The organism is Crocosphaera watsonii WH 8501, assembly GCF_000167195.1.
In the GTDB taxonomy this organism is placed as follows: domain Bacteria; phylum Cyanobacteriota; class Cyanobacteriia; order Cyanobacteriales; family Microcystaceae; genus Crocosphaera; species Crocosphaera watsonii.
Map to the genome: position 1 here is coordinate 1 of NZ_AADV02000022.1, position 19,623 is coordinate 19,623.

A 19,623-nucleotide genomic window follows, 5' to 3' on the forward strand; every position below is an offset into this window, starting at 1 on the left:
GGGGGGTGTAGTAAGAAGAATATTTGTGCCGCTGAGTTTGCAATAGATTTTGTGGCCGCTAAAACAGTTCATTTAGTAGAAGGAGTCCTTATAAGGATAATAATCCAGCGGAGGTTTTAGTGAGGTGTGTTAAGGGGGGTCTTTGGAAAGAGGGGTTTATTATAAGGTTTTAGTGGATATGATATTCGGAGGTAAAAACCAGTTTGAGGGAAAAAGATGTTAATAGCATTTTTGTTACACTCCCCGGAAAGAAAAAGTGTAATCAAGAAACCTTTCTGGAAGGAAGGCAGGAAAAAAGCTTTTTTAGTTGAAATTAGAAAAAGGGCATATCCTTGACTCGCCCTGAAGGGTTCATGGGGTGGGGAGAGGTGTCACCTTAAACCGTTCCAGAAAGTCTTTAGCTGAAGGTTGGAGGTTTCTAACCAGAAATTCACTTCCCATTCATCCACCCAAACAAACTTCACTTCAGGAATCACCGCCCTTTCAGCGCGTGAAGATATCAGATTTGCTGTGGATTCACTTGATAACCTTTTAGATAGTTAAAAAGTTCAAGTAGTTGGGCATCACTCATAAGCTCCCTAGAATGCTTCTGATATTTCGCGAGAATATATTCTTGAGCGTCTTTAATTGTCCACCCTATTCGCTTAATCTCCCTTTCTATACCTGCCATCAAATCATCCCAGTGAATAACTACTTTCTTTTTCTCAGAGGTCTTAGTCTCAGGCTGAATACTTGTCTTGGCATTAGTGACCTCTACAACCTTTGTGGGAGAAGGCGTGGATGGAGTTGGAGACTCTTTCGTAATTTTTTCGTCTTCATTACCCACAACTTGAAAAACCAAACCTTCCATAACAGGAATGGGAATAGAAGTATAATTTTTACTTTGATTATTACAATAATAGTCTCCATAGACTCCGAAACCTTCTCCCATAAAGATCGTAGAAAAGACTAAGTCTCCACTTGTGGAGGACGAAGCAACTTGATGATCGCTGTCCTTAGTTCTTTGGAGAGCGACAAACTCGATAAACCGAGGGTCTAAATCATTGACTTCACGAATCCGTAACCCCTGGATATATCGACCATTGCGATTTTCATCCTTAAATACATCAGAAAGATTCAACTGGTTTTGACAAAAATCAAGCAGTAAAGCTGAGAATCGCTGCATATTGACTGGTTTAAGATTAGAAGCGTCGCAATACGCACAATAGTTCGTGTAAAGCAATTCATTTGCCCTCAAGTATCCTTCCTCAATATCAGCAGATTTAACGGCTAATCCAACGTGGGTTTGAGCAGACGGATCGTAAACAATATTCGCATTGAGCCATGCTGCTATGGGATTGTTTTCGATCAAAGTCTCAACACGCTCTAAGGTCATTTTGATGGAACGATTATTAACATTATTAATTAAGTGTCTTGCTTTATCTCCATCTAAACCAAGAACCCAATTAAGCAGCCCAGGAAGATACGAGGCAAACTCCCCAGTAATAAGACCCTCATCGCTAATATTGATTAAGTCCTTTTGCTTAATGCCTGAAATCTTGTTCTTCATTTTGACCGTCACCCTTCTTCGCTCAAGTCCAGAAGTGTAATCGCTAGTCTTTATATTTTCATTGGCAGCCAGGATAACCATACAGGTTGGCTTAAATCCTCCAGTTGCTTGCTGGCGTTTTTTCTCATAGGGAAGGGTATCTTGTCCGGTCAAGGCTTTCAATGTGCTGACATCCCCCGTGTATCTTTCTGCGTCTGTGATCACTACTAATCGCTTATCCTTGATAGAAGCGGTCTCAAAATTGGATTTCTCCAATTTTTTAAATGTAGTGTTGTGGACGTTCTCAAACCCTACCAGTGCGATCGCCAATCGGATTAAGGTAGATTTTCCGGTTCCCCCAGGTCCGATTAACTCCAAATACTTCTGCCAATCGCAACGACCGGTCACGACCCCGTGCAGATACGCTCGGACAACCTTCTACTAAAGATAAATCCCCTTCTAGCATTTCTATCAACCATTCCTTGATAGGTTGATAGGGGGTATTGGGGGCATACTCATAAGGCAAAGCCGAAGTGTAATGATTTTTTGGAGAGTGGGGGTGCAGAATCCTATCTTGTAGATCAAGAACTCCGTTGGCCATCGGAATTAAATTCGGATCAGATTTTGATACAAATTTATCAATCAAAACAACTCTAGATAGTCTTTCACGACAGTCCTTAACAAAACGTAACTTATAGGATCTATAATCAATTAACTGTTCTTTCAGTTGAGAGAGTAGTTCTTTTTTTTCAAATTTATCTCTGTTGCTTTCTTTAACAGATTTCATGGCCGTATAAATTTGCTTATTGAATTTTTTAGACTCATCAAGCAAGTTATCCATCTGCGTCATAAGCATTCGTTCAATACTCTCATTGCTGGTAATGCTCCAAACCCCCTCTTTTTGCCCACCATATAAATACCACTCTTTAGTTCTGTCTTCATAGATCAACTTTTTTTCGTATAAAGTAGCTAACCAGTCTGTAATCGATTTTTCATTCCAGGCCGGAAGATCATGCTCTATCCTAGAAAGCTTAACGGTTTTCGGCTTACTCCCCCTTTTCTTCCACATTTCATCAAACCATTGCGACCCATTGGCAGCGATCGCATCGTCAATTCCTTTTTCCTCTGTTTCCCAGGCAAGACAAGTGACTTTACAACAAGCTTGGCGGAAACAGTCGCTTAACCTTTCTCTGGCTGCCGTAACACTAGCCTGAGTCTTGATTTTTCCATCTTGATCAAAAACGATTACGGCTTCCCTTCCTGGTTGGGCAAAATATTTTAACTGAGGATGTAATTCAGGAATTCCTTCTTCATTCTTAGGAGATCCATTCCATATCCCCACCACAGACAAGGCCGCTACTCCTTTAGAGAGTAAAGCCCCTGCCTTCTTAACCCCTTCCACAGGGGCGATCGCTACATCAACATTATCTTTAACCCATTTCCAAAAACCCTGATCATGGTGAGACAAGAATTTTCTGTAAGATATGTTTTCTGTGGCGACCCAGCTATCTCGAACTCTCTCTCTGTATTCCTTAAGCAATCCAGCGCGACTCGCTACCTTAAGTCCAATCCAATGAGAAACTTTCAAACAAATTATTTCTGTGGGTTCCTTTGGAGGTGACTCATATTTTCTGATTTTGCCCTGCTTATCTGTTTTAGGGTAATTCGGCTTAAATTGCCCCCAAAGTCTTTCTTCTCCTGTTTCTGGGTCGGTTGCGCTGAAATACCATCCTCCATTCTCTACAAATCTGTAAGATTCTAAAGTTTTCCCGTTAAGCCTCCCGTCGTTTCTCCGAGGTAATTTGTCGCTGTAGAGTAAAAGATCGTAAGCTTCATCGTAACTGCTCACCGCAACAAAAAAGTCTTATTGAAAAGCACTACAAACAACATCAGTTGAGTCAACAAAAATATAAGCCCTGTGATTTAGCGTAAAATTTAAGCTAATTTATTACGGCTATTTTAATGACTAACATTCCCAGAATCAAGTCTTTTAAAAACCTCAAATAAAAACAACAATATGAAAAAAAAAGAATAGTAAGATAGTTTTTTGTTAGCGGAGATTATCCGCTAACCCTGTGTATTTTTGTGCGGAGAGATAGGGGGATCAAGAAAAATCTATCCCCCATCGGCTCCGGAGCCTTTTACATCTCTAATCCTGGGGGACTCCGACCAGCTAATGAAAATAATTCGCATAATTGGACAATGGCATTTTGCCCCTGTAATCTCATGGTCTCTAAAAAACTGAACATTTGGGTGACTAACTCTGCACCCCAGTCGCTTCTTGCACCCCCACTTACTTTGCGGTGAATGACAATGGGACGTAAAGCTCTCTCAGCATCATTATTATCTGGTTTGACTTCAGGATAAGTTAGAAAGGTGAACCACTCTTCCCAATGACGTTTGAGACGGTTAATCAATCTTTGTGCATCATAAGGCCATCCTTTTTTGGGAGTTGCTTTAAAAATCTTTTGCAGTGAGTTCTCGACTTCTGTTCTTTTGGAGCCTAAGTCTTCAAGGGTTAAATTTCGAGCATGATAATGACGATAATGGATACGGGCGGTTGCTAAAACTTGCTGTACATCGGCAGCAAATTCTCGATTCGCTTGAAAACGACTGGTTTTAAGGGACTCTAACTCTCGTTCTAAATGTGCCAGACATTTCTGTTTGGCCATCGCACTTTGTCTAAAGTAGGCACTATACCCGCATTTCTCACAAACTGATCAGTAATCAGCTAGAGGTTAGATGTGGCTTATTTTTCAAGCGATCGCTTAAAATGGCACACTGTTATTTTTTACTCGCCCCTCAAATCAAGGTTAAACTCAGACTACATAATGGTTTGAAGTTTAGCGATCGCAGAATTTGTGAGAAATGCGGGTATAGCAGTCACTGGTGAGGATGCCCTTAAAATCTGCTCCTAACAATTTCTCGACTTCTGCGGAGCTTCTAGTGGGAGCCAACATCAACACACAGACCTCATTTGATGTGGCTACCCAAACCCAATACTTGATGCCATCGATGCAATAACTGGTTTCGTCAACACATCGGATTCCTGGCTGCTGGATGTACTTTAACCACTGTTGGGTCAAGGGTTCTAAACTTTCTTGAAACCATTTGTGCATTTTGGCAAGGCTCCCTTGAGAAATGGGAATGCCAAAGACATACTCTATAAAATGTTCCTGTTTACGCCATGTAAGATTACCCCCATAGCCAAGCCAGCCCACGATGCTACTTAATCGCGCCCCATAACTGAATCCTTCTTTAACTCCCAATGGAACAGGACTGTAATCTGACCATCCACAACTAGGACATTTATAGAATCCGCGACGATATTCCCTGATTTCTATGGGTTGGTCTACTACTTCAGCCACTTGCTGGACTTTTTCGGGAACTACTTCATCTCGTTCCACTGAACCCCCACAAACAGGACAGTTTTCTAGTTCTAAAGGGACTATCTTATCGGGCTGACCAAAACCATTACGGGTCTTCCCTGGGTGGTCATATTTTGGTCCGCGTTTAAATCCTTTTTTGCGTTTCTTTTTGTCAGAAGGCTTTTTTAGTGGGTCTGATGATGGGGGGACTGAACTGTTTTTTGAGTTACGGTTTTTTAGCTTATCTCTCTCTTCTTTCAATTTTTCAATTTCTTGCTGTTGTGTAGAGATTTGTTGTTGTTGCTGGTCAATCAGTCTTTGTTGAAGAGATAACTGTTGTTGTGCCTTGACTAGCCACTCAATCATGAAGACATTGTTCGCCAACTGTTCATCGGCGATAGCTCTAACTAGCTTTGAATCAATGGTAGCATTTGTGGTCATAACCCCCACTATACATAAAAATCCCCGATTTTACCTTTATGTTGTCAAGACAGATTCTTTATTGCCGTGAGCAATTACATTTTAGCTTCATTCCAAAGATAAATTCTTGCTTATCTTTATCTCTATCATTCATTTCTCCTAAATATCCCTCAATTTGTGGAATAATAGGTAAAGAATTAAAAGCATAGGAGTTATTAAAAAACTGTCGAAAATTAAACTTAACACCTTGATAATAGACCTCGTAATACTCATCAGATTTAGTTTCGTCATTTATATAAGGTTCTATTAATTTTAGTCGTCTAATTAAATCTTTTAAATAAACCGCATCTTGATCATTTTTAACTTGTTCATATAAAAATTCTAAATATTTAATACTTGCTGCTTTTTTAATCTTTCCTAATGCTTCTTCTCTCATTAATTTTTTAAGTCTATAAATATCATTATCTTCTTTTTCTTGATTTTCAAATAAAGGTTTGAGAATATCATCAATTAAATCATCTTTCTCATCCTCAAATTTCATCTCAATATAATTTTCTAAACTATTTCTTAATTCACTTAAAAAGCTAGTGGGTTGTTTAACAGTTATACTAAGTTTATGTAATCTGAGTAATGGATTAGTATCTTGTGGATCTTTAGGTAAAGTTAACCGTTGTTTTTGTAAATCAGTATATTGTTGATCAAAAGGATAATTAAAACTGATACCATTATTAGTAACGTTTCCTTTTAATTCGTCTAAAGGGGTTGCTATTGTTTCTATATATTCTTGAATAGATATAGATTGACCATTATTTCTAGTTAACGAATTTTCTAGTAATTCTTTAATCTTTGCTTGAATTAAATGTAATTGTTCACTAAATGTTTTTTCTGTTCCTTCAATAAAATTAATTGATGCACATTTTGTTCCGTAACTCTTCCTAATATCTAACAAAGGATAATTAATAGACAACTGAGAAACTTGATAAGCAAGTTCATCAACATTCATTAATAAACGTTTACGATCTCCAGATACCTTAAATAGTTGTTGAGATGTATCACTATTTAAAACTTCAAGAACTTTCCCCAGAAAATCACTATAATTTAGTTTAACTAAGTCGTTACCATCTTATCGTAAATTAGATCCAGAATTTGTCATTTTAGTTTACACTTTGACCCTAAATAATGATTAAGCGTTTCCCAGACTATGACTATCTTCTATCAGTAGGTAATCTATTACTGTACTAAATTATAGTTCAAAGATAACTCATCTAGGTAATGCTAATATTAGGGTTCCCTAACTTGTGCCTAAAGTTAACATCAATAGCAAAAAATGCTCCAAGTCTGAGCAAGGTTAACGTTTTCCTGCACAACTTAACTATAGGTATGATAAGATAGACTAAGGGTTTAAAAGTATAATTAAAGGAAGATTAATAAAAATCAAAAATTAGGTATTTTTATCATGAAATCAACGGATATTCAGTATGTTTCAAATGAAAAAGGACAAACCGTTGCCGTTATTGTTCCCATTGAAGTATGGCGAGAAATGGAGTCAGAAAAAGAAACCGCTTACTTATTAAAAAGTCCTAAAAATGCTGAAAGATTAAACACAGCAATAGAAGAATTAAGGAATGGAAAAGGAATAGAAAGAGACTTAATTGAAGAATGATTTTAAAATGGTCGGAACAAGGTTGGGAAGATTATGTATATTGGAAACAAACCGATAAAAAAATAATCAAACGTATCAACAAATTAATTGAAGACATTAAACGTCATCCCTTTGATGGACTGGGAAACCCTGAACCCTTAAAATATAATTGGTCTGGGTTTTGGTCACGTCGTATTGATCAAGAACATCGTTTAGTTTATGCTGTAGAAAATAATGAAATCTTGATCGCTCAATATCGATATCATTATTAATCATCCTGGGGTAAAAAATCAAAATCTAGAGTTTCTTCTGTAGTAAAAGGACTTGTATTAGGAAAAATATTAAGCGGTAAACCTGTCTCAATACTTGCTTGTTTCACTGCATATTTATAACATTCATCAAAAACCTCTTGATAATAACGTTTCAAACTAGGACTTGTTTTAAATGCTTTTATTAAACGACGACGATGTTCAAAAATGGAAGACAACCAACTCCTTGAACGTTTTTGTGGTTGATATTTATACTTCAATAAGTGCATTAAGACCACAATAAGATTACTTTCCAGACTATGTTTCTCACTTCTTCCCATTGCTTCTATTTCTTCAATTAAATTATCATAATCTAAATTTTCAAGTTGACGATTTTTTAACAGTTCTGCGGTTCTTTCTAACCACAAATAAAAATCTTCTTCATAAAGAGTTGCCGTATCTACATTAATATTAGTCGTCATGGTTGTTAGAATCTATATTTTTGAGATTAACTATATTCATCAATTATGGCATAATCTAAGAAGCAGGAATATCACGAATTTTTAAGGCATAAGAGCAAAGCAATATAACCAGAATGAAGGAATAACCCAACCAAGAACGATTATCTTCATCAACCTTTCCCTATATTTTTCTTGACCTCCTGATGCAGAATAAACATGAATAACTGCACCTACAGATATTAAGAACATTAGGAGAGAATTTCCAAAAATTACAATACCTTGTGCGATTATATTAAACCACCGTTTTTGAGATGTCAATAAAAAAAATAACTCTGTAAACAATAATTTCATATACCCCCGATGATATGGCACAATTTAACAAATTCTTGGCGAGAAATCCCCGATCTCGCCGAGGAAGCTGGCGGAGGTTTCCTCCGCAAGAGCAGGTCTTGCTTGAGGAACGAAAATCGAGGGATGATAGCCAAGCCAGCACTTTTGTGATATAGTACCCATCGGTTGCGACACACCCGAACTTTGGATTGACAGACAGCCTAACATCAAAGCAAAGTAGCAATACTTTCGGCGCAGAAACATTGTCAGATCGGGAAAAGAAATTACTGAAGAATCAAAAAGTCGGCAGCAATAGCGTAAGTCCAAACAGTGATTTGTCGAAGAACAATTTATACTCCTTGGGACACAGGGCAGTCTGCCTCGGTACAGTGAAAACTGTACGACAGTTAGTACCACTTTTGTGAGTAAAACCTGCGGAGGGAACGTAAGACCAAAACAAAACTTGTTTTGTGGAGGCTGATCCCGTTGAAAGAGGAAGCCCCGTATGAAGCGTAGCGAAATACGTGGGTATGTCACCAAGGTAACTATTAACACAGCCACTTTGTATTGTCCATGACTGCAAGTATCCCTGAACTACCCACCCAATACGATCCCAAAACCACCGAGGCCAAATGGCAAGAAGCATGGTCAATCCATCAAGTATTCCAAGCAGACAACAGCAAGGACGGTGAAACCTATTGCATTGTCATTCCTCCCCCCAACGTCACTGGAACCCTCCACATGGGTCATGCCTTTGGAGATTGTCTTATGGATGTATTAATACGGTATCATCGGATGTGCGGTCATAATACCCTCTGTCTTCCTGGAACCGATCACGCTAGTATTGCGGTTCATACCATTCTCGATAAGCAGTTAAAAGCAGAAGGTCTAACCCGTCAGGATATTGGACGGGAAAAATTCTTAGAAAAAGCCTGGCAATGGAAGCAAGAATCTGGTGGACAAATTGTTAACCAGATGAAAAGAATAGGACTCTCTGCCGACTGGTCACGGGAACGGTTTACCCTGGACGAAGGTTTATCAAAAGCGGTGAAAACAGCCTTTATTAAACTCTATGAAGCAGGGTTAATTTATCGGGGTAATTATTTAGTTAACTGGTGTCCTGCTTCCCTGTCTGCTGTGTCGGATGTAGAAGTAGAAAGTAAAGAAGTAGATGGTCATTTATGGCACTTTCGTTATCCCTTAAGCGACAATAGCGGTCATGTTGAAGTAGCCACGACGAGACCAGAAACAATGTTAGGAGATACAGGAGTAGCGGTTAATCCTAACGATGAAAGATACAAAAATTTGCTCGGAAAAACCATAACTTTACCCATTGTTGGTAGAGAAATTCCTCTCTTTGCCGATGAATTAGTCGATCCCGAATTTGGCACAGGCTGTGTTAAAGTTACCCCTGCTCATGATCCCAATGATTTCGAGATGGGGAACCGTCATCAGTTACCGTTTATTAATATTATGAATAAAGACGGGACACTGAACGAAAATGCCGGAATATTTGCAGGACAAGATCGTTTTGTTGCCCGTAAAAATGTAATTAAAAAGTTAGAAGAAGATGGCTTTTTAATTAAAACAGAAAACTATAGTCATGCCGTTCCTTATAGTGATCGGGGGAAGGTTCCTGTTGAACCCTTACTATCCACACAATGGTTTGTCAAAATGGAACCCCTAGCTAAAAAAGCTCTCAAATGTCTAGACGAAAATAATTCCCCTAATTTTGTCCCTCAACGCTGGAAAAAAGTTTATCGAGATTGGTTAGTAAAATTAAAAGATTGGTGTATTTCTCGTCAGTTATGGTGGGGTCATCAAATTCCGGCTTGGTACGTCATCAGCGAAACTAATGGAGAAATTACCGATAACACACCCTTTATTGTGGCTAACTCAGAAGTAGAAGCCCTAGAAAAAGCCAAACAAGAATACGGAGATAACATCAAATTAGAACAAGATCCCGATGTCTTAGATACTTGGTTCTCCTCCGGTTTATGGCCATTTTCAACATTGGGCTGGCCCGAAAATACAGAAGACTTAAAAACATATTACCCCACCAGTACCCTAGTAACAGGATTCGATATTATCTTCTTTTGGGTGGCAAGAATGACCATGATGGCCGGCTATTTTACCGATGAAATGCCCTTTAAAGATGTCTATATTCATGGCTTAGTTCGGGATGAAAACGGCAAGAAAATGTCTAAGACGGCTAACAACGGCATCGATCCTTTGATCTTAATTGACAAATATGGTACAGATGCACTACGTTACACCCTGATCAGAGACGTTGCCGGTGCGGGGCAAGATATCAGCCTACAATACGATCGCAAAACCGATCAATCAGAGTCCGTAGAAGCATCCCGAAACTTCGCCAACAAACTCTGGAACGCTGCCCGGTTTGTGATGATGCACCTCAAAGGAGAAACCCCCCAAAGCTTAGGGACTCCTGAGATAGATAAATTAGAACTATGCGATCGCTGGATACTATCACGGTTCCATCAAACCGTCCAACAAACTAAGAAGCAGATCGAAGCTTATGGCTTAGGAGAGGCAGCCAAAGGGCTATATGAGTTCATTTGGGGTGATTTCTGTGATTGGTATATCGAACTGGTAAAAACCCGTCTCTGGCAAGAAACACCCTCCCGTGACGTTGCTAGACAAACCCTAGCATACATTTTGGATGGAACCTTAAAGCTACTCCATCCCTTTATGCCCCATATTACCGAAGAAATTTGGCAAACCCTTAGCCAAAGTGAGGGGCAGTTTATCCCTGTACAAGCCTACCCCGAAGTAGATAACGCCCTAATTAATACCGACTTAGAAACCTCCTTTACCCTCCTCTTTGAAACCATTCGCACCCTAAGAAATATGCGGGCCGAAGCCGATATTAAACCAGGGGTCAAGGTTTCGGTTATTTTACAGAGTGAAAATGAGCAAGAAAGGACTATTCTAGAATCAGGTCGAAAATACATCCAAGACGTGGGTAAAGTGGAAACCTTAACCATTACGCCCCAACTCGAACAACAGACGGAACAAGTCATTGCTGGAGTCGTCGGAACCATACAAGCGTTAATACCTCTTACTGGGGTGGTTGACATTGCCAGTCTTCGTGCCAAACTAGAAAAGAGTTTAGCTAAAATTGAGGCTGAGATTAAATCCCTCTCTGGCCGACTCAACAACCCGGGTTTTGTCAATAAAGCCCCCGAAGCGGTTGTTCAGGGGGCCAGAGATGCTTTAGCAGAAGCCCAAAAACAAGCCGAAATTTTACGCGAACGTCTTAAGCGTCTGCAATAATGGAGACTGCTACCCTGCGAACCCCTTAACCCACTATGTTGGACCTAGCCCAAGTGAAAAAAATCCCAATTCAGGGGAGATGGAACTTTTGTTGCTGGCACGCCAAAGCACCCAAAATGTCTGGGAAATTATCTCTGATGAGATCATTCCCTGTAAAATTTTGATGGGTTTTGCTGATGGGGCCTTGGTGTTAGTAAAGCTAGGTAATAATCAAGGGATTTTAGAGCTTGAACAAGCAAAAGATTGGGTTATGGGTTTAGTTGAAACCTATTTAACTCATGGGGCTATTACCCCTGAATGGGTGGAAAAAGAACAAGAAAAAGTTGAACAATGGCGACAAGAGATTACAGCCAAAAGTCTCGATTTAACCCGTCGTCAATTGGAACTAGAAACGCAAAAAGAACAACTGCAAGAGTTAGAAGGAAAGTTAAACAATAAGGAATGAGAATCTATGGAAATCGACTACTAAAAACATTACCAGGGGAGTTAACCCGTCCCACTTCAGCTAAGGTGAGAGAAGCATTATTTAATATTTGGCAAGGGGAAGTTACTGGGTGTCGTTGGTTAGATTTATGTGCAGGAAACGGGGCAATGGGGGCAGAAGCATTATGTCGTGACGCTTCTGTTGTTATTGGCGTTGAAAAGTATGGCAAAGCTTGTAAAATTATTCATGAAAATTGGCAAAAAATAGCGAGTGAGCAACAAGATTTTCGCCTTATTAAAGGAGATATTTTAAAAGTATTAAAGAATTTAGAAGGTCAACAATTTGATCTTATTTATTTTGATCCACCCTATCAAAGTGGTCTGTATAAACCTATTTTAGAATTAATTGTTAATCATAACTTGTTACATGAACAAGGAGAAATAGCTGTAGAACATAACCCTAAATTTTGGCAAGCAACAGCTATAATAGGATTAAAAATGGTTCGAGAAAAATCTTATGGTAACACCAGTTTAACCTTTTACTCTGATCACAAATCACCTATTGGTGGGCAATATATGAGAGACGAAGCAGAGCAGAATTAATTTGACATAAAAACGTCATCTCATTGTCATTGGGTTGTCATATCTCCCTCCTATAGTAAAAAATGTCAGTCCAATAACCGTTTTCCCATCAATCACTCCTCATACGGACTGACTTTTCTTTCTTATTGTTGACAATATAAATAAACAAAAGCCATGAAAAACCATAGTCTAAATCAATCCTATACCTCAGCCAAAATGTCCAATTCTCAAAGTTCTATCTTACAAAAACCAATCACTTATATCTCCTTGATCCTCTTAGGGATGGGAGTCGGTATCGGGGGAACCATTGCCTTTAGTTATCCCCATGTTTTCCGCCAACAAGCAGAAGCGATCGCCCCATCTGCCACTCCTGAAGTTCCTCCAGAATGGTCTTCTTTACCCCCGATAACCTCAGAAAACTTTGTCACAGATGTGGTTAAAAAAGTCGGTCCGGCAGTAGTAAGAATTGATGCTTCTCGCACCGTTAAAACAGAGGTTCCACCTATGTTTAAAGATCCCTTTTTCCGTCGCTTTTTTGGCTCACAAGTTCCCAATGTTCCCGAAGAGGAAGTTCAACGGGGAACCGGTTCAGGATTTATCTTAAGCGAAGATGGCAAAATTGTTACCAATGCTCATGTGATTGCTGGAAGTCAAGAGGTTAGCGTTACTTTAAAAGATGGCCGAACTTTTACCGGGAAGGTATTAGGAACCGATCCCATTACTGATGTAGCTGTTATCGATATTGAAGCCGATAAATTACCTACGGTTAAAGCAGGGAATTCTGATAATCTTAACGTGGGAGAATGGGCCATCGCTATTGGTAATCCTTTGGGATTAAATAATACCGTTACCACAGGAATTGTTAGTGCCACTGGACGAAGCAGTTCTCAAATTGGGGTAGGAGATAAACGAGTTGATTTTATTCAAACCGATGCCGCTATTAACCCTGGTAATTCTGGTGGTCCTCTTCTCAATGCAAGGGGTGAAGTTATCGGAGTTAATACCGCTATCTTCCGAAATGCTCAAGGTATTGGCTTTTCTATTCCTATTAATAAAGCGCAAGAAATTGCCTCTGAATTAATTGCTAAAGGTAGCGTAGACCATCCTTATTTGGGTATCCAGATGGTAGAAATAACCCCAGAAATTAAACAAAAAATACAAGCAAGTGGCGAGCTAAATATTAATGCATATTCGGGAGTTTTAATTGTTCAAGTAGTTCCTAATTCCCCGGCAGCAGCATCTGGTTTAAAATCAGGAGACATTATCCAATCTATTAACCAGCAATCCCTTAACACGCCTTCACAAGTCCAACAAGCAGTAGAACAAGTTGAGGTTGGTAGTGTGATTCCTGTAGAGGTTGAGCGCAATGGGAAAGCGTTGAACTTGAATGTAAAAGTTGGCGTTCTCCCCAATGGTTAGGTCTCAAAAATAGGCGACTTATTTTTAACTGAGTCGCCTACTATGAGTTGAATTAGTTATTTCTTTAAGCGCAAAATATTCAAAGCTTTAGATAATAACTTGGGTTGAGCAAAATTATCCTTAAATTTCTTAAATTCCCCTGCATCGAACCAAATACCTTGACACTGAGGACAGGTTTCATACCAAATGGGATGCTTATCAAAATCTAACATTTTTATCATTGGAATATTACAATGGGGACAAAGAATATCAGTGTCTAATTCTTCTTTCTGGTGTTCATTATCTATTGTTCCAATATCGATTTTTTCTGAACCCCTAAGCTTTTTTAGGTTTTCTGCTTCTGAAGAGTCAAACCAAATACCGTTACATTGACAACAGCGATCAACTTCGATAATCTCATACATAACGGGTTCTAAATTTCCCCCACACTTAGGGCAGCTTAATGACTTCATGACTTTTTTGAGTGTTCTAACAAAGGATCGAAGTGGTAGTCACCTACCACCAGTCTTATTCCAATTTGTCTAGGTATCCTGCTTTTAAGCATTGTTTGATACGGGACCTATTCATAATCATACAGCAGAAATACTTGACTCAAACAGTTTACCTTAGAATTATGTATGGTAATTTTCATAATTAAAAAATTCTTACTCTTAGCAATAGCTACATTGAAAGGGGTGGTATAGATGAAAAGCTATATTAGGAAATGAGACAAATTTAAGGGCAACAGGAGGCGAGAATATCCCAAATATTGTCAGGAGCAAAATAATTTAAAGAAGCAGATTTTGTATTTTTAAGCGTCTTCATTAATTTTGGAAAGGAGCAGAGTTGGCTGTCAAAACAGTTAAAAATATAAACATTCATGTCTTCTGTGAACTCAAAATATAGTGACTCCTGATAGTTAGTCGGAGGAAATAAACGATTTAATTCAGCTTGAATGACGTGAGAAAGGGAATCAATAGTGGAAGCGTTAACGGGCATATTTTCTGTGAGCATTACGTAGGGTTTGCTGAAAAAGTTTCTCCAAAATTTATGCCACTTTTGACCAAGAATTTTCTGACAAATCAATAAGTTTTAGTACATAAAAATTGTTTAAAGTATAATCAAAATTAATGAAAGGCGGTTTGATGAGTTCCCCTGTTCTATTATTAGTAAATAAGGACAAAAAAAGCGACAAAAACTGCCTCAGAAGTTTAGAAAGATTGACAACTAAAAATGTAATAGCAATAGATGTAATGGAGGTTTCAGGGAGTTTTGTCATCACGAGATTTAGGCTAAATCTTCGTTTAGCTTGTCCAAACTTTCCCTCAATAGCATTACGGAAGCATTCATCGGAGTGGGCTTGTTTCTTTTCTTCTTCACTGACATTTTTCGGAGGTCTTCCTAACTTCGGACCACTGATTCTTATCCCTCTTTCCTTACACCAATTTCTGTTTTCCCTAGTTCGATAAATTTTATCTACATGGACGGATTCGGGATAATAGCCAAACGTTTCTTTATACTTTTCTACTTGTTCTTTTAAATGACAAGATTCATTGAAGTTTTCCCAACTTATTTTGTCTAGAAACACATAGTTATCTACACAGCTTACTGAGAGTTTAGCTCCAAACTCTATTGGTTTTCCTGCTTTTCCCCTCACTATTGGACGAATATGCGGTTGAGTTAAACTTACAATTCTTTGAGGAACACTCTGGGTCTTATTCTCCCACATTGACTGTTGTTGTTCATAAACTTTTTTGATAGTCTCTAGACAATTTTTCTGTCTTTTACTCAGATTTTCCAGGGAAGCCCCAGCTTGAATTAAGTCTTCTATATTTCCTAAATTTTTCTTAAGGTATTTTAACTGTTTCCCGATAGCTTTTCTTCTTTCTTGATAAGATACTTTTCGTTTTTTAGCTACTTTTAAGTATTCCTTTCTAGCAATTTTTCTAGAAGTTCTCGGCTTTTTTCTCAATTTCACTCTTAATGGTTTATAAAGATTATCTATTATTCTTTCTGTCTCAATTCTGGCTTGATTTAATATGCCTAAATCCGTTGGGTATTTGATTTCTGCTGGCGCACAAGTCGCATCTAAAATTAGTTTACCTTTGTTTTTTATTTTTTCTCCTTTTTCTTGGAGACAATCCTTTTTTTTTACTTCTTTATCACTCTTGTCTATTTCTCTTTTTACTATTTTTTTATTGATTTTGTTTATCAATTCTCCATCAATTCTTTTCCTAAAATGAACTAGCATTGAAGATTCCAGTGGTGGCTCTTGTTGATAACAATTTAAACCTATAAAGTATTGTAGATAGGGATTTTCTCTAATCTGTTCTATAGTTTCTCTATCACTTGTTCCTAATTTTTCCTTAATAATTAATGTCCCTAATGCCATTCTAAATAGTTTGGCTGGCGCACCTTTTTCTGCTGAAAAAAGTTTAGCATATTCTTCCTCAAAATCATCCCAAGGTATCAACTCTGCCATGATTACCCAACGATTATTGGGGGACAATTTGCCCTCGAAAGGTAATTCAAATTTTTCTGGGGGCGGTAAAGGTTGCTCCTCTTTTCGATACATTTGTTCTTGACCAACAACTGGGAGGTGTTTCTACCAATTATAGCGGTTTGTAGCCGACAAAGCTGATCTTTTTTGCGATCGCGAATATGGGTGTAACCTTTTAAAGAATAGGGTTTTGCTTTTATTCAGCAAACCCTACGTAGGGGTCAACGGCCGTTGACCCCTACAATACAGAAGAAAACTAATTATATTACATCAAAAATAATTATTTACTTGAAAAAATTGGTGGGGGGTAGAATATGAGAGTTTATCTTCTAAATCATAGCCTAAAGTAGGGTGGGCAATGCCCACCCTACAATATTTTGTAGTTATTATTAAGCAGGATAAATGCGTAATCTACGGTTAGGTTCCTCCCCAAAACTATCAGATTGTAGACGATAATGTTCCACTAATTCGTGCTGCATTTTCCTTACTTTAGGCGATCGCGGTAATAATTCCACGGGTTGACCTTTGGGTAATACAATCTGTTCTACCGCCAGTCTTGCCTCCTCTAACGCCTCCAACTCATCATCATTACCCCCACGGGTAAACAGCCGTAAATCTGCTGTTTCAGGGGTTTTAGCCTCATCCATACCCAATAATCGTTGCAAGGTTCGAGTAATTTGGGGAATGGTGTTAGATTTTACCCCATGAATCGGTACTTGACGCATTTTCGCCACTTGACGCAACTTAGACTGATTTTTGAGATGGGAACGCAACGCCACCACCACATCTGCATTATCTAAGTCTTTGGTCAAAACAATGGGTAAATTTAAAACTTCGATCACCTGTTCTAATTGCGATCGCCCAATACCATAAGGATAGATATAAACAGGAAAATCCTCACCATTGGGACCAGGAACCCTGATTTTATCCCCTTTAGGTTCCGGTTGAGTCCAAGAAGCATCTAAAAGGCGATCGAATTCCGAGGCCGAACTTAAATTGCTCCCTCTTTTACCTGCAAAAGGAGTTACAGGGGTCATTTTACCCGATGCACGCCAACCCTTGGGTTGCTGTACGATTCCCCCTGAGTTACGCCCAAAACTGGCAGGGTTAGGGGTGATATCAGGTTCTTCCTGGGTAATTTGTACTTCCCCTTTTTCATCAACTGTTCTTACTTGGGGCTTGGGGTGTCCACTGCGCAACAAAATATCGATAGTGTTGGCCACATCCTCATGAATCACCCATTTTTGCCTCTCTAGCATTTCAATAGCAATTTCAAAGGTAGGGGGAGCTTTCCGTTCTAAAACCGTTTTCTGGGACCCTCTACGTCTGGCCTCATCATCCCCCAAAGTTACCGCTTGAATACCGCCAATGAGGTCGGAAAGAGTGGGATTTTTCAGCAAATTTTCGATCTGGTTACCGTGAGCAGTCCCAACTAACTGAACCCCTCGCTCAGCAATGGTTCGAGCAGCTAAAGCTTCTAATTCCGTGCCAATTTCATCGATAACGATCACTTCGGGCATATGGTTTTCTACGGCCTCGATCATGATCTTATGCTGTAATTCAGGGGTTGCCACCTGCATCCGTCTGGCCCGGCCAATAGCAGGATGAGGAATATCCCCATCTCCAGCAATTTCATTGGAGGTATCGATAATAACCACTCGTTTATCAAAGTCATCGGCTAAAACCCTGGCAATTTCTCGTAATGCCGTGGTTTTGCCCACTCCAGGGCGACCTAATAGTAGCAAAGATTGTCCTGTTTCCACTAAGTCCCGAATCATGGAAATGGTGCCAAAAACAGCCCTTCCCACACGACAGGTTAAACCGATAATGTCTCCACCACGGTTACGCATGGCGCTGATTCGATGTAGGGTGCGTTCTATCCCTGCTCGGTTATCACCGCTAAAGATTCCTACTCGTTGAATACTGTATTCTAAATCAGCAGCAGACACAGGAACGTCTCCTAAGTAGATAGACTCCCCAGGAAAACGAGCTTCTGGAACTCGTCCTAAGTCCATCACGACTTCCACTAAGCGATCGCAGTTAGGATGCTCCTTGAGACAATGAGAAATGCTTGAGGGTAAAATATCGAGCAGTTGACTCAGATCATCGGTAATCTGCATCCGTTGAGATAAAACGGTTTCGGGTATAGATGGCACTGTTATGGCTGATGGATTTAAAAGTTTATTTATTTTGGGATCTAACATAATTTAGCAAGCTTCGTCAAGATAGTTACTGGGAGATTAAACAACTGATAACTGATAACTGATAACTGACTTTACCTCCCCTTCAAAGGTGAAACCAAAGAATAAGCAGTATCTAAGGCTTGCCAGAATGGTTGGGGAAAATCGGTTATTTTTGATGATATTAATTGTGTTTCCATGGTGTTTAAAAAAGGAGATATTAAAGTGCGGGCATAACTGCCGTAAGCGATCCCTGCTATGGTGGGTTTGCTGGATGATGAAGATCCTAATAATCCCAATTCTTTTAATCTGGGTACGGTATAGTCATTGGTTCCCCCTGCTAGTTGTACCCATCCTGGTAAACCAGATGCTAAAACTTTTTTGCCAAGTCGAATGGCTGCATGGGTGGTTCCTTTGCCAATGTCTCCACTCATGGGACGACCATCGGTTTGCCAGATTAATTCACAGGGTAGGGGGGAAATAATCTCATAAAGTGTCTGTAAATAGTCAATTAATCCTTTGCCGTCGGGACAGCTAATGGCCAGCAGTTTTAGTTGTTTGATCCCTGGAGATAATTGTTGCCACAGTTCCTTAAATTTTTGTTCTCTTCCTACTTGGGTATGAATTTCGATCGCATCGACTCCATTACTTTTCAGTAACTGTAAAATTGTTTCTGGTGTAATAGTTTGCGATCGCGTTTCGATTAAATTTAGGGGACACACAGGCAAACAACGACCACATCCGTAACATCGCTGTTCTATAATTCCCGATGGGAGGATCGCTTGTGCTGGACAGATTGACTCACAAGGGCGTAAGCAATCTGATGGACATAATCTTTCGTCAAAATAGGCTTTACGAAAGTGGGGATCTTCTCCATCGTTTAAACTAACCATTAACCAGGGTTTATTTATCTGGGGATACCCTTTATTTCTGACGATTTCTGCCCATTCCATTGCTAGGTTTATGCCTTCCCTGGCAGCTTTTATAACCGCCGGATCAGCAGCAACATCGATACAGTTAGCACCGACTAGAGCATAAATCAAGGACAGGCTACGGATGGCCGGCAAGTCTTGAAAACTTGCGCCACAAATGAGTTTGAACCATTCTCCTGCCCTCAGAGATGTTAAAGGGGATAAAAAATCATTCACTCTTCCATTTTACTGCTTATAATCAAGGGTTGTTTCCTGTTTTCCTAATTTCTTTTTTTATATAGCGTTTCTCGCAACGAGTGAGGTACACCTAATAT

General features: G+C 39.3%; 14 protein-coding genes and 2 pseudogenes. 6 read left to right on the top strand and 10 right to left on the bottom strand.

All coding sequences use genetic code 11. The features are described 5' to 3' along the window. Nucleotides 1-499: 499 nt before the first annotated feature. The 5 genes and pseudogenes from CWATDRAFT_RS39840 to CWATDRAFT_RS14570 form a co-directional block, all read right to left on the bottom strand. Nucleotides 500-1,936, bottom strand: a complete 1,437-nt coding sequence (locus CWATDRAFT_RS39840; RefSeq protein WP_007305760.1) for a DNA primase family protein — start codon at nt 1,934-1,936, stop codon at nt 500-502. Further along, on the bottom strand, nt 1,833-3,377 hold the full coding sequence (locus CWATDRAFT_RS39845) for a DUF3854 domain-containing protein (RefSeq protein ID WP_007305759.1): 1,545 nt from the start codon (nt 3,375-3,377) through the stop codon (nt 1,833-1,835). The genes CWATDRAFT_RS39840 and CWATDRAFT_RS39845 overlap by 104 nt, the downstream gene beginning before the upstream one ends. Nucleotides 3,378-3,669: 292 nt before the next feature. Next, nucleotides 3,670-4,227, bottom strand: a pseudogene (locus CWATDRAFT_RS14560) (IS66 family transposase); the annotation flags it as partial. Nucleotides 4,228-4,410: 183 nt separating this feature from the next. Beyond that, nucleotides 4,411-5,346, bottom strand: a pseudogene (locus CWATDRAFT_RS14565) (IS66-like element ISCwa4 family transposase); the annotation flags it as partial. A gap of 49 nt (nt 5,347-5,395) precedes the next feature. Further along, complete coding sequence (locus CWATDRAFT_RS14570; RefSeq protein WP_007305756.1) at nt 5,396-6,319, bottom strand: hypothetical protein; 924 nt, start codon at nt 6,317-6,319, stop codon at nt 5,396-5,398. Between the two features lie 453 nt (nt 6,320-6,772). Here CWATDRAFT_RS14570 and CWATDRAFT_RS14575 point away from each other — a divergent pair, with 453 nt between their 5' ends. Both CWATDRAFT_RS14575 and CWATDRAFT_RS14580 read left to right on the top strand, forming a co-directional pair. Next, on the top strand, nt 6,773-6,979 hold the full coding sequence (locus CWATDRAFT_RS14575; protein ID WP_007305729.1) for a type II toxin-antitoxin system Phd/YefM family antitoxin: 207 nt from the start codon (nt 6,773-6,775) through the stop codon (nt 6,977-6,979). Beyond that, nucleotides 6,976-7,230 (top strand): Txe/YoeB family addiction module toxin, encoded by a 255-nt coding sequence (locus CWATDRAFT_RS14580; RefSeq protein WP_007305730.1) that lies wholly within the window; start codon nt 6,976-6,978, stop codon nt 7,228-7,230. Before CWATDRAFT_RS14575 ends, CWATDRAFT_RS14580 begins: the two co-directional genes overlap by 4 nt. Here CWATDRAFT_RS14580 and CWATDRAFT_RS14585 read toward each other — a convergent pair. Further along, the gene (locus tag CWATDRAFT_RS14585; RefSeq protein ID WP_007305755.1) at nt 7,227-7,688 is read right to left on the bottom strand and encodes a DUF29 domain-containing protein; all 462 of its coding nucleotides are present in this window, start codon (nt 7,686-7,688) and stop codon (nt 7,227-7,229) included. The genes CWATDRAFT_RS14580 and CWATDRAFT_RS14585 overlap by 4 nt on opposite strands. Before the next feature lie 882 nt (nt 7,689-8,570). Here CWATDRAFT_RS14585 and CWATDRAFT_RS14595 point away from each other — a divergent pair. From CWATDRAFT_RS14595 to CWATDRAFT_RS14610, 4 genes are all read left to right on the top strand, one after another. After that, nucleotides 8,571-11,294 (top strand): valine--tRNA ligase, encoded by a 2,724-nt coding sequence (locus CWATDRAFT_RS14595; RefSeq protein ID WP_007305731.1) that lies wholly within the window; start codon nt 8,571-8,573, stop codon nt 11,292-11,294. A gap of 88 nt (nt 11,295-11,382) precedes the next feature. Beyond that, nucleotides 11,383-11,739: a hypothetical protein gene (locus CWATDRAFT_RS14600; protein WP_232287110.1), complete on the top strand. Its 357-nt coding sequence runs from the start codon at nt 11,383-11,385 to the stop codon at nt 11,737-11,739. Beyond that, nucleotides 11,736-12,320, top strand: coding sequence for a 16S rRNA (guanine(966)-N(2))-methyltransferase RsmD (rsmD, locus tag CWATDRAFT_RS14605; protein ID WP_007305733.1), 585 nt, complete (start codon nt 11,736-11,738; stop codon nt 12,318-12,320). Before CWATDRAFT_RS14600 ends, rsmD begins: the two co-directional genes overlap by 4 nt. 153 nt (nt 12,321-12,473) lie before the next feature. Further along, nucleotides 12,474-13,718: an HhoA/HhoB/HtrA family serine endopeptidase gene (locus CWATDRAFT_RS14610; RefSeq protein WP_007305734.1), complete on the top strand. Its 1,245-nt coding sequence runs from the start codon at nt 12,474-12,476 to the stop codon at nt 13,716-13,718. A gap of 56 nt (nt 13,719-13,774) precedes the next feature. Here CWATDRAFT_RS14610 and CWATDRAFT_RS14615 read toward each other — a convergent pair whose 3' ends face one another. From CWATDRAFT_RS14615 to ldpA, 4 genes are all read right to left on the bottom strand, one after another. After that, nucleotides 13,775-14,170: a zf-TFIIB domain-containing protein gene (locus CWATDRAFT_RS14615; RefSeq protein ID WP_007305753.1), complete on the bottom strand. Its 396-nt coding sequence runs from the start codon at nt 14,168-14,170 to the stop codon at nt 13,775-13,777. 575 nt (nt 14,171-14,745) lie between these two features. Then, nucleotides 14,746-16,272, bottom strand: a complete 1,527-nt coding sequence (locus CWATDRAFT_RS14625) for an IS5-like element ISCwa2 family transposase (RefSeq protein ID WP_007305752.1) — start codon at nt 16,270-16,272, stop codon at nt 14,746-14,748. 314 nt (nt 16,273-16,586) lie between these two features. Then, complete coding sequence (locus CWATDRAFT_RS14630) at nt 16,587-18,401, bottom strand: R3H domain-containing nucleic acid-binding protein (protein ID WP_007305751.1); 1,815 nt, start codon at nt 18,399-18,401, stop codon at nt 16,587-16,589. Nucleotides 18,402-18,472: 71 nt separating this feature from the next. Continuing rightward, nucleotides 18,473-19,525, bottom strand: coding sequence for a circadian clock protein LdpA (gene ldpA / locus CWATDRAFT_RS14635; protein ID WP_007305750.1), 1,053 nt, complete (start codon nt 19,523-19,525; stop codon nt 18,473-18,475). Nucleotides 19,526-19,623 lie beyond the last annotated feature (98 nt).

What these genes read in the sequence shown, in the direction of transcription:
- CWATDRAFT_RS14570 (WP_007305756.1), bottom strand. Translation starts at nt 6,319, where the DNA reads ATGAATGTTGATGAACTTGCTTATCAAGTTTCTCAGTTGTCTATTAAT.
- CWATDRAFT_RS14575 (WP_007305729.1), top strand. Translation starts at nt 6,773, where the DNA reads ATGAAATCAACGGATATTCAGTATGTTTCAAATGAAAAAGGACAAACC.
- CWATDRAFT_RS14580 (WP_007305730.1), top strand. Translation starts at nt 6,976, where the DNA reads ATGATTTTAAAATGGTCGGAACAAGGTTGGGAAGATTATGTATATTGG.
- CWATDRAFT_RS14585 (WP_007305755.1), bottom strand. Translation starts at nt 7,688, where the DNA reads ATGACGACTAATATTAATGTAGATACGGCAACTCTTTATGAAGAAGAT.
- CWATDRAFT_RS14595 (WP_007305731.1), top strand. Translation starts at nt 8,571, where the DNA reads ATGACTGCAAGTATCCCTGAACTACCCACCCAATACGATCCCAAAACC.
- rsmD (WP_007305733.1), top strand. Translation starts at nt 11,736, where the DNA reads ATGAGAATCTATGGAAATCGACTACTAAAAACATTACCAGGGGAGTTA.
- CWATDRAFT_RS14610 (WP_007305734.1), top strand. Translation starts at nt 12,474, where the DNA reads ATGAAAAACCATAGTCTAAATCAATCCTATACCTCAGCCAAAATGTCC.
- CWATDRAFT_RS14615 (WP_007305753.1), bottom strand. Translation starts at nt 14,170, where the DNA reads ATGAAGTCATTAAGCTGCCCTAAGTGTGGGGGAAATTTAGAACCCGTT.
- CWATDRAFT_RS14625 (WP_007305752.1), bottom strand. Translation starts at nt 16,272, where the DNA reads ATGTATCGAAAAGAGGAGCAACCTTTACCGCCCCCAGAAAAATTTGAA.
- CWATDRAFT_RS14630 (WP_007305751.1), bottom strand. Translation starts at nt 18,401, where the DNA reads ATGTTAGATCCCAAAATAAATAAACTTTTAAATCCATCAGCCATAACA.